At 69.3% G+C, this 21,066-nt stretch carries 18 protein-coding genes and 2 tRNA genes; 10 read left to right on the top strand and 10 right to left on the bottom strand.

The features are described from left to right. The first annotated feature begins 16 nt into the window (after nt 1-16). A complete protein-coding gene (locus tag AC0OO9_RS13795) occupies nt 17-550 on the top strand; it encodes a YbhB/YbcL family Raf kinase inhibitor-like protein (protein WP_484517537.1) in 534 nt (177 codons plus the stop codon). Nucleotides 551-568: 18 nt separating this feature from the next. Here the strand turns inward: AC0OO9_RS13795 and AC0OO9_RS13790 are convergent, their stop codons facing one another. Then, complete coding sequence (locus AC0OO9_RS13790; RefSeq protein WP_393171962.1) at nt 569-1,279, bottom strand: class I SAM-dependent methyltransferase; 711 nt, start codon at nt 1,277-1,279, stop codon at nt 569-571. Nucleotides 1,280-1,491: 212 nt separating this feature from the next. Between AC0OO9_RS13790 and AC0OO9_RS13785 the strand changes: the two genes are divergently transcribed. After that, nucleotides 1,492-3,312, top strand: coding sequence for a DUF6311 domain-containing protein (locus AC0OO9_RS13785; RefSeq protein ID WP_484517536.1), 1,821 nt, complete (start codon nt 1,492-1,494; stop codon nt 3,310-3,312). A gap of 25 nt (nt 3,313-3,337) precedes the next feature. Here AC0OO9_RS13785 and AC0OO9_RS13780 read toward each other — a convergent pair whose 3' ends face one another. After that, complete coding sequence (locus AC0OO9_RS13780) at nt 3,338-4,120, bottom strand: IucA/IucC family C-terminal-domain containing protein (protein WP_484517943.1); 783 nt, start codon at nt 4,118-4,120, stop codon at nt 3,338-3,340. A gap of 293 nt (nt 4,121-4,413) precedes the next feature. Between AC0OO9_RS13780 and AC0OO9_RS13775 the strand changes: the two genes are divergently transcribed. After that, the gene (locus AC0OO9_RS13775; RefSeq protein WP_393172009.1) at nt 4,414-5,931 is read left to right on the top strand and encodes a peptide deformylase; all 1,518 of its coding nucleotides are present in this window, start codon (nt 4,414-4,416) and stop codon (nt 5,929-5,931) included. A gap of 169 nt (nt 5,932-6,100) precedes the next feature. Here the strand turns inward: AC0OO9_RS13775 and AC0OO9_RS13770 are convergent, their stop codons facing one another. Continuing rightward, on the bottom strand, nt 6,101-7,219 hold the full coding sequence (locus AC0OO9_RS13770; protein WP_132240628.1) for a globin domain-containing protein: 1,119 nt from the start codon (nt 7,217-7,219) through the stop codon (nt 6,101-6,103). Between the two features lie 158 nt (nt 7,220-7,377). Between AC0OO9_RS13770 and AC0OO9_RS13765 the strand changes: the two genes are divergently transcribed. Continuing rightward, nucleotides 7,378-8,148, top strand: coding sequence for a CPBP family intramembrane glutamic endopeptidase (locus AC0OO9_RS13765; protein WP_327029954.1), 771 nt, complete (start codon nt 7,378-7,380; stop codon nt 8,146-8,148). A 144-nt stretch (nt 8,149-8,292) separates the two neighbouring features. Here AC0OO9_RS13765 and AC0OO9_RS13760 read toward each other — a convergent pair whose 3' ends face one another. Beyond that, nucleotides 8,293-9,498, bottom strand: a complete 1,206-nt coding sequence (locus tag AC0OO9_RS13760) for a hypothetical protein (RefSeq protein ID WP_484517535.1) — start codon at nt 9,496-9,498, stop codon at nt 8,293-8,295. A 522-nt stretch (nt 9,499-10,020) separates the two neighbouring features. Here AC0OO9_RS13760 and AC0OO9_RS13755 point away from each other — a divergent pair. Next, nucleotides 10,021-10,111 (top strand) — tRNA-Ser (locus AC0OO9_RS13755). A 36-nt stretch (nt 10,112-10,147) separates the two neighbouring features. Continuing rightward, a tRNA-Arg gene (locus AC0OO9_RS13750) sits at nt 10,148-10,223 on the top strand. Between the two features lie 597 nt (nt 10,224-10,820). Here the strand turns inward: AC0OO9_RS13750 and AC0OO9_RS13745 are convergent. Continuing rightward, a complete protein-coding gene (locus AC0OO9_RS13745; protein WP_484517533.1) occupies nt 10,821-12,344 on the bottom strand; it encodes a tyrosine-type recombinase/integrase in 1,524 nt (507 codons plus the stop codon). Between the two features lie 288 nt (nt 12,345-12,632). On the opposite strand from AC0OO9_RS13745, the gene AC0OO9_RS13740 reads away from it, so the two are divergent. Further along, entirely contained in the window at nt 12,633-13,061 is a 429-nt protein-coding gene (locus tag AC0OO9_RS13740) for a hypothetical protein (protein WP_484517532.1), read from the top strand. 9 nt (nt 13,062-13,070) lie between these two features. Next, on the top strand, nt 13,071-14,012 hold the full coding sequence (locus AC0OO9_RS13735) for an Eco29kI family restriction endonuclease (RefSeq protein WP_484517531.1): 942 nt from the start codon (nt 13,071-13,073) through the stop codon (nt 14,010-14,012). Between the two features lie 49 nt (nt 14,013-14,061). Here the strand turns inward: AC0OO9_RS13735 and AC0OO9_RS13730 are convergent, their stop codons facing one another. After that, nucleotides 14,062-14,487 (bottom strand): DUF4259 domain-containing protein, encoded by a 426-nt coding sequence (locus AC0OO9_RS13730; RefSeq protein WP_484517530.1) that lies wholly within the window; start codon nt 14,485-14,487, stop codon nt 14,062-14,064. 149 nt (nt 14,488-14,636) lie between these two features. Between AC0OO9_RS13730 and AC0OO9_RS13725 the strand changes: the two genes are divergently transcribed. Both AC0OO9_RS13725 and AC0OO9_RS13720 read left to right on the top strand, forming a co-directional pair. After that, nucleotides 14,637-15,944, top strand: a complete 1,308-nt coding sequence (locus tag AC0OO9_RS13725) for a DNA cytosine methyltransferase (RefSeq protein WP_484517529.1) — start codon at nt 14,637-14,639, stop codon at nt 15,942-15,944. Between the two features lie 392 nt (nt 15,945-16,336). Next, the gene (locus AC0OO9_RS13720) at nt 16,337-16,714 is read left to right on the top strand and encodes a very short patch repair endonuclease (RefSeq protein WP_484517942.1); all 378 of its coding nucleotides are present in this window, start codon (nt 16,337-16,339) and stop codon (nt 16,712-16,714) included. A 56-nt stretch (nt 16,715-16,770) separates the two neighbouring features. Here AC0OO9_RS13720 and AC0OO9_RS13715 read toward each other — a convergent pair whose 3' ends face one another. The 4 genes from AC0OO9_RS13715 to qatC form a co-directional block, all read right to left on the bottom strand. Continuing rightward, nucleotides 16,771-17,253 (bottom strand): NUDIX domain-containing protein, encoded by a 483-nt coding sequence (locus tag AC0OO9_RS13715; RefSeq protein ID WP_484517528.1) that lies wholly within the window; start codon nt 17,251-17,253, stop codon nt 16,771-16,773. A 192-nt stretch (nt 17,254-17,445) separates the two neighbouring features. Then, nucleotides 17,446-18,426, bottom strand: a complete 981-nt coding sequence (locus AC0OO9_RS13710) for a hypothetical protein (protein ID WP_484517527.1) — start codon at nt 18,424-18,426, stop codon at nt 17,446-17,448. Nucleotides 18,427-18,993: 567 nt separating this feature from the next. Next, nucleotides 18,994-19,731 (bottom strand): TatD family hydrolase, encoded by a 738-nt coding sequence (locus AC0OO9_RS13705; protein WP_484517526.1) that lies wholly within the window; start codon nt 19,729-19,731, stop codon nt 18,994-18,996. Continuing rightward, nucleotides 19,728-21,065 (bottom strand): Qat anti-phage system QueC-like protein QatC, encoded by a 1,338-nt coding sequence (qatC, locus tag AC0OO9_RS13700; protein WP_484517525.1) that lies wholly within the window; start codon nt 21,063-21,065, stop codon nt 19,728-19,730. Before qatC ends, AC0OO9_RS13705 begins: the two co-directional genes overlap by 4 nt. Nucleotide 21,066 lies beyond the last annotated feature (1 nt).

Below are 21,066 nucleotides of genomic sequence, written 5' to 3'. Positions count from 1 at the left end.
CCGGAAGGACCCCCCGATGACCCTGGAACGACCGATCGCCCCGGACCCGTACGAGCTGCTGCCGACCGTTGCGTCGTTCACGCTGACGAGTGACGACGTGCAGAACGGCGAGCCGATGGACGCCGCGTACGCCCACGGCAGCGTCGGGGGCGACAACGTCTCGCCGCAGCTCGCCTGGTCCGGCTTCCCGGCCGAGACCAAGGGCTTCGTGGTGACCTGCCTCGACCCGGACGCGCCGACGGGCAGCGGATTCTGGCACTGGGTCCTGGTCAACCTGCCGGCCGACGTGACGCGGCTGCCGCGCGGCGCGGCCGGCGACGACCTCGGCGGCGCCTTCACGGTCCGCAACGACTACGGCGACCGGGGCTACGGCGGCGCCGCCCCACCGGCCGGCGACCGGCCGCACCGCTACGTGTTCGCGGTGCACGCCCTGGACGTGGAGCGCCTCGACGTCACCCCCGCCGCGACCCCCGCCGTGGTCGGCTTCAACCTGGCCTTCCACACCCTGGCCCGCGCCGTGATCCGTCCCACCTACCAGGTCAAGGAGTAACCCGGACCGGGCCCGGCCTCAGGAGGGGACCCGGGCCACCGCGAAGACCGACTGGCCGAACGGGGGGAGGACGCGCTGTTCCGCCGCCTTGGTGGCGGGAAGCACGAGGGTGTCGTAGACCTTGACCATCGGGCCCTCCTTCGGCATCAGCCGGAAGACCTTGGTCGCCATGAAGTAGCCGATCAGGCCGAGCGCGTTCGCGTAGTGGATTTTCTCCACCGTCAGGCCGGCGTCGGTCATCGCGGCGGCCAGGGTCTTCTTCGTGTAGCGCCGCACGTGGCCGGTGGCGATGTCCGCCGGGCTCATCGCGAACTGGAAGGCGGGCACGATGATGATGACGTTGCCGCCCGGCCGGACCAGGTCGCGCATGCTGCGCAGCGCGCCCACGTGGTCCTCGATGTGCTCCAGCACGTTGTACGACACGGCGGCGCTGTAGTCGCCCCGGTCGGGGTGCGGCAGCAGCATCTGCCGGACCTCGATGTGGGGCTGGTCGGCCAGCCGCTCCTTCAGCAGGATCAGCCGGTCCGGGTCGGCCTCGGTGGCGGTGAAGCGCGGCAGGTGCTCCGCCCACTCCAGCGCGTAGTCGCCGAGCCCGCTGCCGATCTCGATCGGGTTGTCACCGAGGTACGGCAGGGCCAGCTCGACGAACCAGCGACGGTGGTTGACCGCCGTCGCGAGACCCTCCAGGACCTCGGACTGCACGCGCTGATCCCCAGTGATTTCTGCCATGCGTCGATTCCTCACGATATGAACTCGACCCGCGCCTGGACCGACAGAGTGAATCATCCGCACTGGCAACAGAAAAATCGGGGCACCCGTGGTGGCCGAAATGCGGTCGGGGGTGGGCACGTGATCGGCGGTCGGCGAACCCGGCACATGGTACGCCAGTACCCCGAAACATGTCACCTTGGCGTCATAGCCTGACTACTCTACGAATCGTCATGACTACTCCTGAATCGGGCCTCCCCGCTGGCGAGTCAGGGCCCGGGGCGTCGGTGGACGGGCCCGACCGGGGCGTACGGCCCTGGAAGGGGTGGTGGACGGACGCCGCCGCGGTGGCGAGTTTCGTCGTGCTGGGCTTCTGGGTGACCGCGCGGCTCTGGCTGCGCCCGTCGCACGGCATCCGGGACAACCGCACCGACCAGTCGCAGTTCGAGTGGATGATGGCGCACGGCGCGCGCGTGGTGACCGATTTTGTTGATCCATTCACCTCGGACCGGATGAACGTGCCGGAGACCGTCAATCTGATGGCAAATACGTCCGTATTATCCATATCTCTGCCAATGACGCCCGTCACGCTCCTGCTCGGCACCCGCGCCTCCTTTCTGCTCTTTCTCACCCTGGGCATGATCGCCACGGCGACGGCCTGGTACTTCCTGCTTTCCCGGGTGGTCGTCGGCGCCCGCGGGCCGGCCTGGCTCGGCGCCGCGTTCTGCGCGTACGCCCCGGCGATGGTCTCGCACGCCAACGCGCACCCCAACATCGTCTCGCAGTACGTGGTGCCCCTGATCGTCTGGCGCACCCTGCGGCTCGCCGAGCCGGGGCGCTGGCTGCGCAACGGGCTGCTGCTCGCGGCGGTCATCGTGTGGCAGGCATTCCTCAACCTCGAGGTGCTGCTGATGACCGCCATCGGGCTGGGCGTGGTGGTCGGGGCGCTCGCCCTCGGCCGGCCCGAGCTGCGCCAGCGGGTCCGGCCGTTCCTCGCGGGCCTGGCGGTGGCCGCCGCCGTGGCGCTGGTGGTGCTCGCGTACCCGCTCCACGTGCAGTTCTTCGGTCCGGGGGCGTACAACGGGCTGTCCTGGCTGATCCGGGGCTACTCGACGGACCTCGCGTCGTTCGTGGCGTACTCGCGGGAGTCCCTGGCCGGTGACGCGCGCAGCGCGCAGGGACTGGCGAAGAACCCCACCGAGGAGAACGCCTTCTTCGGCTGGCCGCTGGTGGTGCTCGTCGTCGCCCTGGTCTGGTGGCTGCGCCGGCACGTCGTGGTCCGCGGCCTCGCCGTACTCGCGCTCTTCTTCGGCCTGCTCTCCCTCGGGCGGGAGGTGCAACTGAACGGCAGGGGGACCGGGATACCCGGCCCGTGGGCGGCGTTGGAGAACCTGCCCGTCCTGCACTCGGTGGTGCCGACCCGGTGGGCGCTGGCGATCACCCCGATCGTCGGGGTGCTGCTCGCCTACGGGGCGGACCACGCGCGCGCCCTGGCCGACCGGCACCCGCGGGCACGCCCGCAGATCCGCTTCGCCACCGCCACGGTGCTGGTCATGGCCCTGCTGCCGATCCTGCCGACCCCGCTGCCCACCACCCGGCTCGACCCCGTGCCCGACTTCGTCACCTCGGGCGCCTGGCGGCCGTACGCGGACGGCGGGCGGAGCATCGTGACCCTCCCGCTGCCCGACACCCACTACGCCGATCCGCTGCGCTGGTCGGCGCGCACCGGCCTGGACATGCCCATCGCCCGCGGCTACTTCCTCGGCCCGGACACCCGCCCCGGTCGGGACCGGATCGCCCTGTTCTCCGCGCCACCCCGCCCCACCAGCGAGTTCTTCGCCGAGATCCGACGGACCGGCGCGGTGCCGCCGATCACCCCGCAGGCACGGGTCGACGCGGTCGGGGACCTGCGGTACTGGCGGGCGGGCGCGGTGGTCCTCGGGCCGCACCGGCAGGCCGACGCGCTGCGCCGGGGCATGACCGAGCTGACCGGCGTGCGCCCCACGTACACCGGTGGGGTCTGGCTCTGGGACGTCCGCCCGCTCACCGACTGACGCCGCGCGGCCCGGAGGCGGCCGGTCAGGCCTGGCGGACGCAGCAGCCCTGGCAGATCTTGGGCTTGGGGAGGGTGAAGGCCAGGCAGCAGGTGCGCCGCTGCACGGTCGGCTCGCCGTTCGGGCCCGGAACCAGCTCCACCAGGTCGGCGAGGTCGAGCGCGCCGAGCAGCGTCTCGATCGTCTCGACCGACGAGCCGGGCAGGCCGTCGGCGGCCCGGAGGACGCCGTGGGCGATGCCCGAGGCCACCGACCCGAGCAGGGTGCGCGCGCCGATGCGGACCTCGGCCTGGATCGCGGCGACCATCGGGGCCAGGTGGGCGTCGAGCAGCGAGGCCCGGAGCACCCGGAGCAGTTCCGCCTCGTCCGCGACGGCCCGCACCTCGGGCAGCCCGGCGAGCGCCAGCGGGTCGTTCGGCAGCACCGCGACCGTGGTCGAGCGGCGCAGGCCCATGGTGAGCAGCGGTCGGTGGTCCTCGAAGTGGATCAGCACGTCGGCCGGGTCGAGCAGCGGCACCCGTCGGGCCGAGGCCCAGCCGAGCGCCACGGGCAGCGCCGTCCAGTAGCTGTACGACTTCCAGGCCAGCGCGGCGCAGGCGTGCGGGGTGCCGCCCCAGCGCGAGCTGGCCGAGCGCAGGAACTCCGGGAGGAGGGTGCCGTCGACCAGGGCGGTCGCCGGGCGCCAGCCGAACTCGTCGTGCACCAGCAGGCCGGACGCGAGGCCGGGCACGTCGTCGGTGCCGAACATCGCGCGCATGGCGGCGGTGACCGGGGCCAGCGGCGCGGCGGCGGCGTGGCGCTCCGGCATCACCGCTGTCACTGGACTCACCCACCCCGTCGTCGCCGTCGGCGGGCACCCGCCCGTCGCTGAGATAAGGCTAGCCTAACCACATCTCGCGAGATAAGGGAAGGCTCGCCTGCCTCGGATCCGGAGGGGCCTGTCACTTCGCCCGTGCGGCGTACTACCCGGTCATCGGGGCGGAAAACGTCGCCCCAGTATCGACAATCATCGCTATCTGTCAAGGCTCGTGTCGGCAAGGTGCCAGTTCCGTGTGCGCGTCGCCACAGAACGTGAAACTGATACTCCCGGCCACGAGGAAGCTGATGACCTCACCGCTCGATCGGGCTGCCGACTCCTTCGCCGCCGAGATCGCCCGGCACCGCACGGGGCGGGGGCTGTCCAAGAAGCAGCTCGCCACCCTGATGGGCTTCGACCCGTCGTACGTCAGCCACGTCGAGGGGCGCCGGCACCGCCCCACCGAGGACTTCGCGCGCCGCGCCGAGGCCGTACTGGAGGCCGGCGGCGCGATCTGGCAGCGCTTCAAGGAGTACGACGAGCTGCGGCACGCCCGGGCCGAGCGGGCACACCGGGACCCACCCGTACCCGGGCAGTGGATGCCGCCCGGCACCGGACTGATCGTCGAGCGGGAACTCGCCACCCTCACCCACCTCGGCGACGCCTACCGCTGCGTCATCCGGCGCGAGCTGTACAACGCCGGCACCGAGCCGGTCACCCGCTACCTGGTGCGGATCGCCGTCGACCGCTACCCCAACGACCCGGGACGCTCCAACCTGCACCACCGCGAACACCCGCTGACCTTCGCCGAGCTGCGGCTGCGGGCGTACCGGGAGGACGGGGACGAGCGGGAGGCGATGCACTGGCGGGCCAAGCACGACCGCGACGCCTTCAAGGAGCTGTGGCTGCTCTTCGAGAACGCCGACCGGCGCTTCCCCCTCTACCCCGGGGACCGGGCCACCATCGAGTACGCGTACTGCGTCGGGCACGACAAGTGGGGCCCCTGGTTCCAGCGGGCGGTCCGGCTGCCCACCCGGCAGATGGCCGTACGCCTGGACCTTCCGGCCGCGGTCGACCCGCAGGTGTGGGGCGCGGAGACCTCGCTCTCGGCGGAGGAGGGCCCGCTGCGCACGCCCGTGACCAGGCGCGAGGACGCCGACCGGGTGATCTTCGACTGGGCGACCGAGGACCCGCCGCTCAACGCGCGGTACCGGCTGCAGTGGCGGTTCCGCGGCCGGCCCGACGCCGAGCCCGAGGAGGCCGGGCGGATCCGGCCCAGCGACCGGATGCGCGGCATCGGCATCGTGCAGCGCGGCGCCGACCTGCTCCGCCAACCGGCCCGCCCGTTCGACCTGCCCCGCGAGGAACGGGAGGCCCGGGACGTCGCCGACCGCCTCGCGGCGACCCTGGTCCGCCTCGACGAGTTGCACCCGTTCCGCAAAGGGGTGGGCATCGCCGCCCCGCAGCTCGGCCTCGGGCGGGCGGTGGCGGTGGTCCGGCCCCCCGACCGGTCGGCAGATCCCGTCGTGCTGCTCAACCCCCGCGTCGTCGACGCCTCTCCCGACAGCGACGAGCAGTACGAGGGGTGCCTCTCCTTCTTCGACCACCGTGGCCTGGTGCCCCGGCCGCTCCGGCTCGACGTGGAGCACGCCCAGTACGACGGCAGCCGGATCATCACCTCGTTCGAGTTCGGCATGGCCCGGCTCGTCGCCCACGAGATCGACCACCTGGAGGGGCGGCTCTACGTCGACCGGATGGCGCCGGGGGTGCCGCTGGTGCCGGTCGAGGAGTACCGCGAGACCGGCCGGCCCTGGCGCTACTGACCTGCACCCGCACCCGCCCCGGCGGCACGACCACGTCCGCCCGGGTGGGAAGGACGGACGGCCGGGCGGACGTGGTCGTGCGGGGCGGTGCCGGTCCGCCCGCTTGGGGACCGGGGCGCGTGCCCCAGGGGGCAGGAGCACGCGCCCCGGTATGGGGGGAGGAACGTTTCTAGAGGTTGCCGAAGGTGTCGTAGCGGGTGTTCTCCGGCGGGACGCCGTCCTCGGCGAGCACCCGGAGGGTGGCCCGGACCATGCGGGCGGAACCGGAGACGTAGCAGTCGTGCGCCGTCCACGGGCCGTACCGGCCGACCACGTCGGGGACGTCACCCAGTTCGCCGTCGAAGTCGGGATCCTCACTGCACGCCGGAGTGACCGACAGCCACGGGTGCGCGGCCACCAACTCCTGGAGCCCGGCCAGGCCGTACAGGTCCGCCGCCGTACGGGCGCCGTAGAAGACGTGCACCCAGCGGGTCCGGTTGTAGCTGGCCAACTCCTCCACCAGCGCCTTGATCGGAGCCAGGCCGACGCCGCCCGCCACGCAGAGGATGTCCCGCTCCGAGGAGCGGTCCAGGGTCATCGACCCCATCGGCGCCGCCACCCGGAGCAGGTCGCCGGGCTTGACCCGGCGGACCAGCGCCCCGGACACCCAGCCGGCGCCCTCCGGCGTACGGACGTGGAACTCCAGCAGGTTGTCGTCGTTCGGGGCGTTCGCCACCGAGTAGGTGCGCCACACCCGGGGGAGGTGGCGGGGCACCTCCACGCTGACGTACTGGCCGGCCCGCCACGACAGCGGATGCTGCAACGCCCGGCAGGTCAGCACCGCCGTGTCCCTGCCGTACCGCTCGTGGGTCAGCACCTCCGCGTGCCAGAACGGCGGGTTGTCGTCGGCCGCCGCCCCGGCCAGCATCTTCTCCGTGATCGCCGCGTACGCGTCCCGCCACGCCTGGTCGTACTCCAGGTTCCAGCCGTCGCCGGCGACGCTGCGCAGCGCGTCCAGCAGCGCGACGCCCATGGTCTCGTAGTGCGCCGCCTCGACGTGGTACTTGCGGTGGTCCCGCCCCAGCGAGCGCAGGTACTCGTCGAAGCTCTCCGGGTCGCCGACCGTCTGGGCGGCGGTGACGATCGCCTCCAGGATCCGGTCGCCCTGCCCGGTCATCTCCACCGGGAAGAGCTTGCGCAGCTCGGGGTCGAGCAGGAAGAGCCGGGCGTAGAAGTGACCGCTCAGCCGCTCCCGGTGCTCCTCGACCAGGGTCCAGCTCTCCTTCAGCAGCCTTGCGAAGTCGTCCACGAGGCGCGCTCCTTCTCCTGACGGCGGATCGGGCACCCATAGAATGTCCACGGAGCGTGCCGACCGGTCGCACAGAATGTGCGACCGGCTCGTGAGGCTCGTTCGGGCGGTGCCGCCGGCCGGTGACGTCGGCCCTCGACGTCGGGCAGAGTGGTGCGGTGACCGTTGAGCTGCAACGCCCGGCGACCCGCCGGATGCTCGGCACCGAGACGCTGCTCGTGCTCGGCCTCTCGCTCGGCCAGTCCGCCGTCTACGCGACGGTGTCGATCGTGGCGAAGCTGACCGCCGACGGGCCGCTGTCGAAGCAGACCGCCGCGCTCAACACGTCGGTGTCACCCCGGCCGTGGCTGGACCTGACGTACCAGCTGCTCGGGATCGTCTTCGCGCTGCTGCCGGTGCTGCTCGCCGTACACCTGCTGGCGCGGGACCCCGGCGATCCGGCGCGGACGCTCGGCCTGGACGCCCGGCGGCCCGGTCAGGACCTGGCCCGCGGCGCCGGCCTGGCCGCGCTGATCGGCCTGCCCGGCCTGGCGCTGTTCTGGGCGGCGGCCCAGCTCGGCGTCAACGCCACCCTGGTGCCGGCCGCGCTGCCCGACCTCTGGTGGACGGTGCCGGTGCTGATCCTCGCCGCCGTGCAGAACTCGGTGCTGGAGGAGGTGATCGTCGTCGGCTACCTGACGACCCGGCTGCGCCAGCTCCAGTGGCGGGTCGGCGCGATCGTGGCGACGAGCGCCCTGCTGCGCGGCTCGTACCACCTCTACCAGGGCTTCGGCGCCTTCCTCGGCAACGTGGTGATGGGCGTCGTGTTCAGCCTCTTCTACCTGCGCACCCGCCGGGTCATGCCGCTGGTCGTCGCGCACACGCTGCTCGACATCGTCGCCTTCCTCGGCTACGCCCTGCTGCCGAAGGAATGGTTCGACTGGCTCTGACGCCCGCCAGCTGCCGTCGGGGTGCCGCCCCGGTAGATCTTGGTCGGAAAGTGCCCCTCCGGGGGCCATTTCTCACCAAGATCTACCAGCGGTCCGCGTCCTTCCCCGCCGCGTTCCGCTCAGCCGAGCGCCGGCCGCCGGCGATCAGCGGGGCGTGGGTCGCCGGTAGGCGGTGATCGCGCGGGCGGCGAGCCGCTCGGCCGCCGCCGCGTCCCCGGCCGCGGCCACGAGCACCGCCGCGCCGGGCAGCAGCCGGGACGCCACCCGCAGCGCCAGCCAGCCGCCAGCCTGGGCGGCCAACGGCGCCGCCAGCCGCCACGCCGCCTCCGCCGCCCGGGGCCAGCCCGCCTCGTCGGGCGCGTCCGCCGCCCGGGCCGCCGCCAACGCGGCCCGCGCGCTCTCCGCGTCCGGGTGCACGCGGGTCAGCACCAGCAACTCCACCGCCCGGTCCGGATGCGCCGGATCCTGGCCGTACGCCGCCGCCAGGTGCAGCACCAGGTTGGCCTGCGCCCACAGCACCGCCGCCAGCTCGGCCACCGGCGCGAAGAGCCCCGCCAGCGCGGCGGTAGCCCCGCCCACCCCGGCCTGCCGGACGAACCGCCGGGTCGCCAGCCGCGCCAAGCCGTCCGCTCCCGCATCGGGGTACGCGTCGCGCAGCCGCTGCGCCCAGTCGCGGGCCCGTGGCCCGAACGCCTCGACGGCGGCAAGGGCCAGCAACTCCGGCGCGAACGCGGGATGCTCCAGCACCCGCGCGGCGGCCAGCCGAAGGACCGTTTCCGGCGTACGCCCCGGCGGGGTCCCCGCCGCCCCCTCGCCGGCGTGCCGCTCGACCACCTGCGGGGGTGCGGCGGCCGGGGCCTGGACGGGGGTCTGGACCGGGGCCTCGGCGGCGACCGTCGCCGGGGTGAGCGTCGCCGGGACGGCCTTCTTCGCGGGCGTCGCCTTCCGGGCAGGCTCGGTCCTCGCGGCCGGTGCGGCCTTCTTCGCGGGCGTCGCCTTCTTCGCGGGCGCGGCCTTCCGGGCGGCTGTGGTCTTCCGGGCGGGTGCGCCCTTCGTCGCCGCCGGGGGCGCCGCGCCTTCCGCCGTCCCCGGTACTGCGGCCTCCGCCGCCGCTCCGGGCTCGGCAGCCTGGTCTGCCGCCTTCTTTGCTGTGGGCGGTCGCGTTGGCGCGGCCTTCTTCGCGACCGCCCTCTTCCCGGGGGCCTTGGGGGTGGGGGCGGCGTTACCGCCAGAGGTCTGCGTGCCGGAGCCGGGCGGGCCGGCAGCGGTGGGGGATCCCGGCTGATCGCGGGTAGCGGCGGGCGCGCCGCCGCCGGTGTGCGCGACGTCACTCCCGTCGGTCTCGTCCACCTGGCCGGGCTGCTCTTGTGGCGCCTGTTCGGCCGTGCGGTCGGCCTGGTCGGGCTGCTTCTGTGGCGCCTGTTTGGCCGTGCGGTCGGTCTGGCCGGGCTGCTCTCGTGCTGCTTGTTCGGCCGTGCGGTCGGCCTGGCGGGGCAGCGGCGGATCGGCCGAGGGCGGTTGGAAGAGCACCGCAGGCGCCGGCTTCGCCCGCCGGGGGCGCTTCCCGGAATCCTCCGGCCCGGTCGGCTCCGGCGGCGCAGGGGGCGGACTGAAGGTCGCCTTCGGGGAACGTCGGCGCGCTCCCTCAGCAGGCTCTCGGCGGGTCGGCTCGCGCGGCGGCTGCTCCTGCATATCGATGGAGCGTAGTCCTGATCACGCCCGTGCACAGCAGGGAAAGCCGAGGCCGGGGGGAGTCCCGGGCTGGTTCGGGACAGCCCGTTGCGCGGGCGGAGGAGCGGACCGGGGAAGTCGCTTTGCTCCTGATGGGTGAGGCCCTGTATCCTCGGGCGCGGTGGTCTGCAGGGCCACCAGGGAGACTTCGCCTAGTCTGGTCTATGGCGCCGCACTGCTAATGCGGTTGGGGTCTTAAAGCCCCTCCCGGGTTCGAATCCCGGAGTCTCCGCGCGAAAGCCGGGTGTGTAGACTGGCCAAGCACCGAGCGCCCGTAGCTCAACGGATAGAGCATCTGACTACGGATCAGAAGGTTAGGGGTTCGAGTCCCTTCGGGCGCACCACTTGAGCAGGGAATATAGCCGATCGGCTATATTCCCTGCTTTCGTATGGGTCATGTGTGGGGCGCGGTTGTGACCCACGTTTGAGCAGCTCAGAGGCGCTTTGGTTCGCGGTCGCGCCGCTCGAGCGGCTTCTGAGCAGCCGAGCACCATCGGAGCACCACGGTCTCGATATGTGGGATATCTAAGTGCGATAATGGGAAGCCCCCGAGGCGGGGGCACATGTTTTCGCAGGTAGCGGCCTTAGCCCGGCATGCGCTGGCGACATCCTTGCGGCCCGACCCATCTGATTACCGCTCAGATGCTCCCAGTCACGAGAGACGGCATCGACCGAGACCGCAGGGTATGGACGAAGAGTCGCTCGTCGATCATCAGGTCCACCTCGTCGGCGACCCGTTCGCGTTGGCGTGTTACGTCTGCTCAGGGAGTCGGCGAGGCGAAGCGGGAACCGTGTCGCTGGCCTGGTCGCGTCGTGGGGATGGTCTGTTGGCGGCACAGTCGTGGGGCCGGATCGCGTTTCGCCGACGCCGTGTCAGCAGTGCAGTAAGTAGTCCCAGCCGCAGGAGAACCTGTGGCTGGGACTCTGTGCGAACACTGGACCTAGTGACTTCTGGGAGCGGGTTGTCCGGTGAGCTCCTGTGGGTTGGTGAGCTGCCGGCTGGTGAGCACTCGTCGCGCTTTCGCGCGCCGATGGGTGCGGCACTGAGACACCCTCAGCTGGGGTATGTGCTTCGGTGGCTTTCGGGCTCCTGCCCCGGTGATGTCCGGTTCCGGGTGTGGCTTGGTCGGCGCCGGGGCGGTGCCGTCGTCGGTGTCTCGGGTGCGGTCGATCTGTCGCTTGATCTCCGCACCGGGTTTGCCGGCCTCGATGAGGTACGAGGCCGTGATCTCGGCGGCCTTGTGCGCGGCTGGCGGTAGGACGGTGGTGTAGATGTCGGCGGTGACGCGGATGTTGGCGTGTCCGAGTTGGTCCTGGACGGTTTTGATGTCCGCGCCGGCGCAGTGGGCGAGTGAGGCTGCGCCGTGTCGGAGGTCGTGCAGGCGGATCGGTGGGAGTCCGGCGCGGTCGACGAGGAGCCGTAGGCGTTGGGTGAGGTAGCCGGGGTGCAGGGGTAGTCCGTCGGGGCTGGTGAACACGTAGCCGCTGTCGTGGCACACCTTGTTGGCGTCGATGCGTTTGGCGCGGCGATCTTGCTGGCGTTGTCGCTGCTGGCGCAGTACCTGCACGGTGTGCTTGTCGAGCGCGACCAGGCGGCGGCTGGCCGCGGATTTCGGTGGTCCCTCGTGCACGTCGTACCCGGCCGTGGTCCGCTGCCGGACCACCGACAGTTGCCCCTCGTGCAGGTCGACGTCGGCCCATCGGAGCCCGGCGGCCTCGCCGCGTCGCAGTCCGCGCAGCGCGATCAGCCACCACAGGGCGTAGAGGGTGTCGTCGCGGACGAAGTCGAGGAAGGCGGCGAGCTGCGCGGCTGTCCACACCGCGATCACCGGGCGCTCTCCGGTGGCCTTCCACTCGGCGACGCGGGCGTCGGTCCACACCTCGGGCTGGAGGCGTTCCCGCGGGGGTAGTTCCAGACCTCGGGCCGGGTTGTCGGGGATCAGGCGGTCGCGCTGTGCGCGGCTGAGGGCGGCCCGCAGGGTGGCGTGGATGTGCTGCAACGTGCAGACAGTCTGGGGCTGTCCGGTCCGATTACGGGTGCCGGCGATCTGCGTGAAGGCGGCGTCGAGTTGCCGCGAGTTCAGGTCGCCGAGAATCAGGTGTCCGATATGGGGAATCAGGAAGTTCTCGATGTCCCGCGTGTAGTGCATTCTCGTCGTGGGCCGGATCGACTTCCGGGTCGACAACCAGTACCGCAGCCATCGGGCGATGGTCCACGACCGGCCGGCCTGTTCCTCTCGCGAGAGCGCCAGCAGCTCGTCGCAGGCCCGCCGGGCCGCCTTCTCGGACCGGTAGCCGCCCCGTCGGATGCGTTCGACCTTGCCCAACACGTTCCTGGTCGAGCACTGGAAGTACCAGCTCCCGTGATTGGATTCCAAGAGTTTCGGGCAGGCGTTGCCCAGCGGGCGGCGGGTGTCGGGGTGCAGACAGCCACACCGTTTCAGAGTCACGCCATCGCTTTTCATAGCTTTTGTCCCTTCGTTCGGGTGTCATATCTACCGACGAACGAACAGCCGATGAGCATCTGATTCGGGGCAATATTGAAGGCCCCTGCCGAAGAAACCCGATATCGAAGATGGCCATGCCAGACAAGCGCTGAAGTCCCGGGGACTCAGGCGCGATGGGGTCAGGCTTCGGGATCTTGGGTGCAGAGAGCGCCTCGCTCGTCCGCCGGGTGCCCTCATCCGTGGGGTCCGCAAGTGGTCGATGGAGGCACTCCGGTCTGAGCCGGAGGACGCCTCTCGAGCACCCACATGCTCACTCAACTGGAAGCAGCCGAGGCCGTCGCCGTCGAGGCCGATGAGCCGCAGCCACGCGATGAGGTCGATCGCGAATTGCGTGGCGGTGCACCAGGCACATGGTTGATGGCGATTTGCGGGAGGACAGCCAACGGCACGCTCGGCCCCGCCGATCGACCAGCAGAGCGAGTAATGCACCCGCCGGCCGTGCTTGCTGTCCAGTTCCCGGCGAAACGCTGGCGGCACTCGTCCGACCGCAGTGATTCGGCCGCATCCACGCACGTCCTGCCTGATGGCTTGGGCGAGCACGTCGAGGTGATCGGCGGCGGTGATCGCGCCGGCGCTGCCGCCCGCAGCTCGACGCGCCGACACAAAGCTCGGCGCGACGAACTCAGGAGCAGTGGCGGCGGCCGCAGTGAGTGGCTATCTGCTCGCTTCATGTAGCCTCGAAGTGTGTCTCTGCCAACCTCGCCCGGCGACCGCGCCCAACATATCGTCAAGCAACTCGCGGCCTTGGTGCATGAGTTGGAGTCTGTCGCTCCTCCGAGCCGAGTCGCCGTGCGCAACACGCTGCGCAAGGCGCTAATGGCCGAAGTGGCTCGACTCGAAGAGGCGGTAGGTCGCTTCGATCCTATTCTGCGACCACGCAGCCTGTTCGATCCCAGCGCTCCGGGCACCACTGGTCGCATTGTCGCGCTCACTACGATCGCCCAACAGCGGCATCCGCTAATCTCTCTTCAGCAATTCTACGGCGCGGGTGTTTACGCGCTCTACTACAAGGGTCCGTTCGACGCCTACTCAAGCCTCTCGGGTTCTGAACAGCCGATTTACGTCGGCAAGGCTGATCCTAAAAATGTCGCGGCAAAGGACGCGGTCAGCCAGGGCACGAGCTTGTTTGACCGCCTCAACGAGCATAGGCGCAACATTGGGAGAGCGGCCTCCACTCTTCGCGAGGAGGATTTCGACTGCCGTTTTCTTATCGTGCAGACTGGCTACCAGCGTGCCGCTGAGGAGTATTTGATTAACTTCTTCAAGCCCATCTGGAACAGCGAGATGAGGATCTGTTACGGCCTGGGCAAGCACGGCGACAGCGCTACCACCCGCGCGAACAAACGATCACCTTGGGATACTCTGCACCCTGGCAGGAAATGGGCCAGTGGCTTGGCAGAGGATCAGAAGCCGGAAAGCCAGATCAGGAGCGAGATCGCGGATCATCTAAGGCGATTCCCGCCGTACGCGACGCCCGAGGCGATCCTGACGACTTTCCTTAGCGACCTTGGTCAGTTAGCGCCCGGCAACTTCACCACCGCCGAGAATGACGACGCGTCTGTCGAGGCCGACTCTGCCGTCGGGGATGCGTCGGCCGACAGCCTGCCAGCGGGCCAGTTGTTCTGAACACGGACGTGGTCGCGGCCTGGTGAGGGCACGGGTATGCCAGCCTGGCCTATGGCGGCGTCGCTGACGAGAGGTTAAGCCGCAGTTCTTCGATGACAGAGAGCGCGTCGTCCTCTTCGATGTCGCCAGCCCGTCGCAGGCGCCAGGCCGAGCCGCTCGTGAGTACGACGTCGAGCGCCCTGCCGGCTAAGTCCCGCAGCGACGTGCTGACCCGAATGTCTCGCCGCCCCACCAGGAACCGCGGGGCGTAGGCCGACTCCGAGACCGGCACGCCGGTAAGCGACTGGAGTACGGTCGCGGCGGCGGCGACCGCTCGATCGGCCTCGCCGACGGTCAGGTTGGGCCCGGCCAACACGGCCGCGTCGAGGGCGCGACGCACGAGATCGGCGCGTTCATCAGGCACGCTCGCCTCTAGAGCCTCACACCACTCGACCGCGTCGTCGTTGTCGAACGGACCGAAGTGCCAGGTCGCCATGCCCCTCCTCTGACAGGCGTAACCAAACCACATCCATGACCTCGCCGACTTCCCGGCTCGGTCGTCACTCGACCCCGGCCGCGTCGCGAACCGCGACGCACCGCGAGAGCCTCTTCCCAAGATCGATAACTCCGCGGTATGCTCCTGCCGTGTCTGAGCCGCCAGGAAAGCCAAACAGGGATCGCACCTCGGTGGAGCTTTTCGCCGGTGGCGGCGGGTTGGCGATGGCCGTGCACCGCGCGGGCTTCCGTCCCCTCCTGGTCAACGAACTCGTCAAGCACGCGTGCGAGACCCTCAAGGCCAACGCGGCCACCCCACGAGGTGAGACCGAGGGCGCCCCCTCTCCCGACGGGCGATGGCCTCTGGTCGAGGGCGACGTCCGCGACGTTGAGTTCGACTACCTGTGGGATCGCGTTGACCTGCTCGCCGGGGGCCCACCCTGCCAGCCCTTCAGCTTGGGCGGCGTCGCCAAGGGCGACGAGGACAAGCGCAACATGTTCCCGGAGATGTTCCGCGCCATCCGCCAGATCCAACCCAAGGCCGTCATCTGCGAGAACGTCCGAGGCCTACTGCGCCCGTCCTTCAAACCGTACTTCGACTACATCGAACGGGAACTGCGACTGCCGTTCGAGGAACGCGACGAGGACGTCACGTGGCGTGAGCATGACGAGGTGCTACGGAAGCGGCTGGACGAGGAGCCGGCGGACCCTAAACGGCGGTATGACGTCGTGACCATAAGGGTCAACGCCGCCGACTACGGCGTCCCTCAGATCCGAAACAGAATCATCATCGTGGCGTTTAGATCAGATTTAGGCGTCGATATCAAACGCTTCGAGAAGAACGTAGGCCCGAAATACTCGGAAGCGGCGCTGGTACGGTCCATGCTGGACGGCACCTACTGGAAGCGGCATCCGGACGTTCCCGCCCACGTGCGTCAACGTGTCATGTCACGACTGCCGGACACCCCGCCGCCCAAGGTTGACGACACGCTGCCATGGCGCACTCTGCGGGACGCCATCAAGGGCCTCGGCGACAACCGCCCCCTCCCTCCTGTGCCGTGGGATCGACTCGATCGGCGGGAATACCGACTGGGCGGTTTCACCGACCACATCGGCTGGCCCGACGCGCGGATCTACGCGGGACACACTCCCAATGAGCTTGACCGGCCGGCCAAGACCGTCAAAGCCGGCGTGCATGGCGTACCCGGCGGGGAGTCGGTGCTCCTGACCGACGAACCGCTACCCGCACCGGCCGAAGGGTCGCCCTACCCCTACCGCCACCGATACATGACCGTGCGCGAGACAGCACGAGTAATGACCTTCCCCGACACCTGGAAGCTCGCCGGCCCTCGCGGTGAGCAGATGCGCCAACTCGGCAACGCGGTCCCCGTCATGCTCGGCGAGTTCTTCGCCCGAGCCATCGCCACCGCCCTCGACGAGGCGGAAAGCCAGCCGTGACGTCACCGGCGCGCCCGGACCAGCACTGGGCGGATAAGCCACCCGCTCCGCGGGCATGGAAAGGACGAAGCGGCCGCAGTCGACGAGCCGCCTCAGCCGAGCAGGACCGAGCTGCCGGCGGGCCTGACCGTCGCTGGGTCGACCTCGGCGACGGACGCCGGGCGCGCGCCTCCGTCGAACTGAAACTGCTACCGCGCACGCGGCGAATCCGCGCCTATCTGCGATGGTCAGATCGTGGACGCTCACCCGCCCGCTACCTCGGACAGGTAGAACACGCCACCCGAGCGGAGAATCTGGCCGAGGGTTGGCGACTCGCGTCAGGGCGAGGACTCCTCGCGGTGCCAGAGACCGCCGAAACCTCATGGGCGAAGACCCCGGCGGTAAGAGCTGTGATGCGCGCCAACAAAGCTCGCGACACCAGCCCAGAACTACGAATACGTACACTTCTGCACAAGGCGGGCTTCCGCTACCGGGTCAACGCTCGCCCGTTGCCCACACTTCGGCGAACCGCCGACGTCGTGTTCCCCACCGCTCGCGTCGCGGTATTCGTGGACGGCTGCTACTGGCACGGATGCCCCGACCACTACCGTCCCGCTCGAATCAACGACCAGTTCTGGCATGAGAAAATCGACGGGAATCGAGCTCGCGACCGAGAGACAGACCAGCTGCTCGCCGATGCCGGATGGGTCGTAGTCCGGGTCTGGGAACACGAGGATGCCATCAGCGCCGCCGAACACATCGGCCAAGTGGTCCGAGCATCTCCTCGGTAGTGCGGCCGTGCAAGACGGCGCGCACCGTCCTCCCCGGTGCGCGCCGCTGGTGCAAGTCAGTGCGTGTGAAAGCCGTTCTCCAGGTCGAACATCGTGCCCTCGGCCTTGGCGCGCAGCGCGGCGATCACCCGGCGGGCCAGCAGCTCCGACATCCGTTCGCGGATCTGCTCCTGGTCACACCAGGCCCAGCTGCGTAGCTCGTCTGGCGGCAGCTGGATGTCAGCCGTGCCCAGCTCGTCGAGGGCGCCACCGTCGTAGACGAACATGACACCCTCGGTGCGTCCCGGCCGCGGCGGCACCCAGTCGGTAACCAGCAGCCGGCCGGGGACGATCGACTTGCCCAACTCCTCCTTGACCTCACGGACCGCCGCCTGCCGGGGGGACTCGTCGGCGTCGACACACCCGCCGACGATCTCCCAGTAGTCCTTGTAGGTGGGCTCGACCAGCAGAGCCCGCCTGGCAGCGTCGGTGAACAGAACTGCGGCGCCCATGCGTTCTCGTGGAAGCGTCGCCGTGTAGTCGCCGGATGGTGTGCTCACCGCCGCAGGCTACCCGTGCCGGCGACCGTGCCACGCGCCTTCGGCAGTCTTACGAGGCCAGCATCGCCCGCAGACAACCCGTTCCACATCCATGCAAGTGAAACACCTCGGCCAGCAGACCAGCCGCCGGTCGACGCCGTTCTGCGCGAACGCGGCCCAGGTTCGTACCACAAGTCATCCCAGAAACAGCGTTCACAGCACGGCGGCGACCCGGTCAAGGACAGCAATGCTGCGGTCGCCGCTGACCAGCCGGGACTCGGCAACCGAGAACGGCGCGTCCGCACGTAGTAGTTCCAAGGTCGACACGTATCTCGCATCGGCAGACAGGAAAAGATCACATTCAACAAGATATGAGCTGTGCTGCTCGTCGGCTGGGTTGCCGTCGGTGATCTTAAGGGCGGCCTGAGCAAGCCGGATCGCCCACCTGATCCAGTTTCGCTTCATTGCTTCTATGACAACGTCACTGACCCAGAATTTGGTGAAATCGGCACGGTTGGAACGCAACTTCGACAGGTCGACGTAGGCGCCGATCCAGTCGGCAAAAGTCGCGTCCTCCTCCGTCAGGAAGGCCCGGCCACCGAGCGTCGCGAGCTCGCGCCAGTACAGGTCGCGACACTCGAGCCGCCACATCTCAACCGGCTCGCCGGACCACCCGTCAAGATACCAGTCTGGCGCCTCCGGAAGGGGCGTGGCGAGGATCGCGGTAAGCGGCCGAACTCCGAATTTGGACTTGAGCATCTCGGCTCGCTGATCCCGCTGGCGCCGCACAAGGTACTCGCTCCGTGGACGCTGGCGCATCTGGGACTCGTGCAACGGCTGCGAGTCCCGCAGTGCCCGCCGCCAGATCTGTTTGGTCCAAAATGTATTCAGGGATGCCACCTTGCCGGTATCCGGCATTGAGCGAATCCACCCCGGGCGGACCCGACGAACTTCATTGATCATCTCTGCCGATTCGGACTGCGCCTCCGTGGCAAGCCGTCGACGCGGACCCACCGCCATTGCCTCGATGATTCGCTGCCGAACATGCGGCACTGGCAGCCGAATGACTTCTAGCAGCGTACTTGGAGGAACAACAACCTCGAGGCCCCGTGCAGTCACCATCTTATCGAACGATCTAGCTACTCCTTCGTCTCCGACCGAGGACCAAAGATTGGTGTCCATCATGACCCGCATGCGGCCATAGTGACAGAAGTTCCCCAGATGGCCCCACTCGATTTTGCGCAGCCCGTAACGCAACGAAACCGTCAGAGTGGACTACGGACGCGACCGAGGTGCCGCTTCGAGGTCCGCCTCCCGGATTCCCTGGTAGATCGTGATGGCTTCCAGCGGTCGGCACCCACGCGCTGAGCGTGCCTGCGGTCGGGTTGTAATCCATCCCATCCACAGGGCGCCTCATGATCTGAAAACACCGTTAGCGAGGCTCTGGCTCACTTTCGGTGGTGACGTTCTGTAGCGGCGTTGAAGGCGTGGACGCGAGCCTCTGACATTGGCACTTCAGGGCGCGTGTGAAGGCTTCAAACATGGATCCGCCATACCTTTGCCCCGATAATGCCGATTTGGACAGTACTGCCGTCCGGCCGGCTGGGCCCCTACTCTCTGCTACCACCGAATGTGAGACAGAGCCGTTAGCGAGACAGCCCCCCGAAGGAGGCCGACGCCCAGCGCCGGATGCGCTGCTCTGCTGCGAGGCCATATGACGGCGGTCGTGCTCGGTCCGGGCACCTTCAAGGGCCGTGCGACCTACTTCGTACCGGTGATGAAGCTTTGGTTCGCGAGCAGTTGGCACCTTGTCTGCTCATTGTCGAGGCCCCAGTGTTCTGCAAGGTCATCGACAAGTGTTGGGAGGTCTGCGGGTTGCGCCGGTTGGCCGTCGTGTCTGGTGTAGGGGCCGTCGGTTTCACACAGCACGCGGTCTCGAGGTAGACGGGCTAGCAGGGTGCGTCCCTTGACGCTTCGAAGCATGGCGGGGTTGATGGAGAAGAACAGACCGGCGGCCAAGGCGTCGTCGGCGATGCCTAACGGGCCGGTGTACCAGTGCAGGACCGCCCGGATTTTCGCGTCGGTGAGGCGTTGCACGGCGATCCGGTCGGCTCCGCGAGTGTGGACGGTGACCGGACGGTCTCGTAGTTGTGGCAGGGCCAACAGGGCGTCGAATACTCGCAGCTGGATGTCGCGGGTATCGCGTCCGGCTGGGGAGAAATCGAGGCCGACTTCACCGATCCAGGCGGCGGTGGCGGCGTGGCGGCTGAAGCGCAGGACGCCGCCCATGCCGAGCCGGTGGGCGTGGAGCGGGTGCAGGCCGAGGGCGGCGCGCGCGGCGCCGGTGCGCGGTAGCAGCGTCGTCATGCGTCGGTAGTCGTCGGGGCTGTTGGTGACGGCCACCACCTGCACGTCGGCGGCGGTAGCAGCGGCGAGCACGGTACTCGGGTTGGGGTAGGCATCGATATGACAGTGGGTGTCGAGCAGCTGATCGGTCATCGGCTTCCCCAAGAGGTGGTGGTCAACTCTGCGAGAGCACCGTCGGCGTTGGCGAGCCATGCGCGGATCTCTGCGGCACCGCGCCGCCACAGTTGCAGGTGTTGCTGGTGTTCGCCTGCCGGTAGTGGAGAGTTGCGCAGCAGGCTCAGGTCGTCGCGGCTGGGGTTGACGCCGTGGACAAGTGCTCGTAGGTCGGCGCCGGTGCGGCGGTCGGGGTGCAGGAGGCCGTCGTCGTGCAGGGCGTCCCAGGAGTACGTGGCGGCGTCGTCGCGGTGGATGCGGGCCAAGGCGGCGCGGCGGACGAGGCAGGGTAGGCAGTAGCCGCAGTTGCCTTGGGGGCGCTCGCGCCAGCGTGGGGTCTCGGGGTGGGAGCAGGAGACGCTCAGGGAGGCGAGTTGGGCGAGCAGACGCCGGTTGCGGCAGTTTTTCATCATCTCGCCCTTGGTCTGTAGCCGGTAGGGGTTGATGATCGGGTTGTCGATTCCGCTGCGCCGGCAGGACTCGGAGAGCAGAGTCATGAAATGCGGGTGGGTGGTGCGGGTGCTTGCCGAGCCGGTGCGTGCCCTGGTCAGGGGTACGTTCAGCCCGATCCACCCGTTTTCCGGCACGTAGACCGGGGTTGTCGGGCCGATGGCTGATGCGGCGGCGAGTGCGGCGGAGATGAACAGCAGCGACCGGGATCGGGTGGTGCGTTCGTGGTGGCCGGGTAGTGGTTGGGCTTGCTGTTCGTCGGGCGGGGCCGGTCGGCAGAACAGCCGGCGCAGGTGGACGCGCTCGCCGTAGGTTTCTGAAAGCGCAGTGTAGAGGTCGCGCTGGGCGGTGGAGGCTTGCCCGCCTTCGTGGTGACCAACGAGCAGCAGTCGCCGGTCGGGGTCTTCTTCGAGCAGGTCGATCACCCCGCACAGCGAGTCGAGGCCGCCGGAGAATAGTGAGACAGCGTCGATCTGGAGACCGGCGGCCGTGGGCGCGGGGGTACGGTTGCGGCGGGCCCTGATGTCCCACTGGTCACCGGTGAGGAAGCCGAGTGTTTGCGCCCATCCGGTTTCGCCCCACAGGGCGGGGTCGGTGACCGGCACGTCGACGCGCATGCTCCGGGTCCAGCCGTCACGTTGGGTTCGGCGCTGGACTGTCCGGTCGCCGCAGTAGACCCCGGCGGCGAAGCGCAACAGGTCGATGCCGGCGCGGGTGGGTGTCCAGCCGTCGAAGAAGGCGGTCGTGAACTCGATGGTCGCCTTTCGGCTGCCTGGTGCCCAGTCCAGCAGGCGGTGCACGCCGTTGGGCACGGGCTCGGTCAGCGCTGTGCGGATGCGCATCCGCACCGTCGCGGTGGGCATC

Source organism: Micromonospora sp. USAFONa4 (assembly GCF_057197825.1).
Note: the sequence above shows the minus strand (reverse complement) of the source record. Positions and strands in the feature narration are given on the sequence as shown.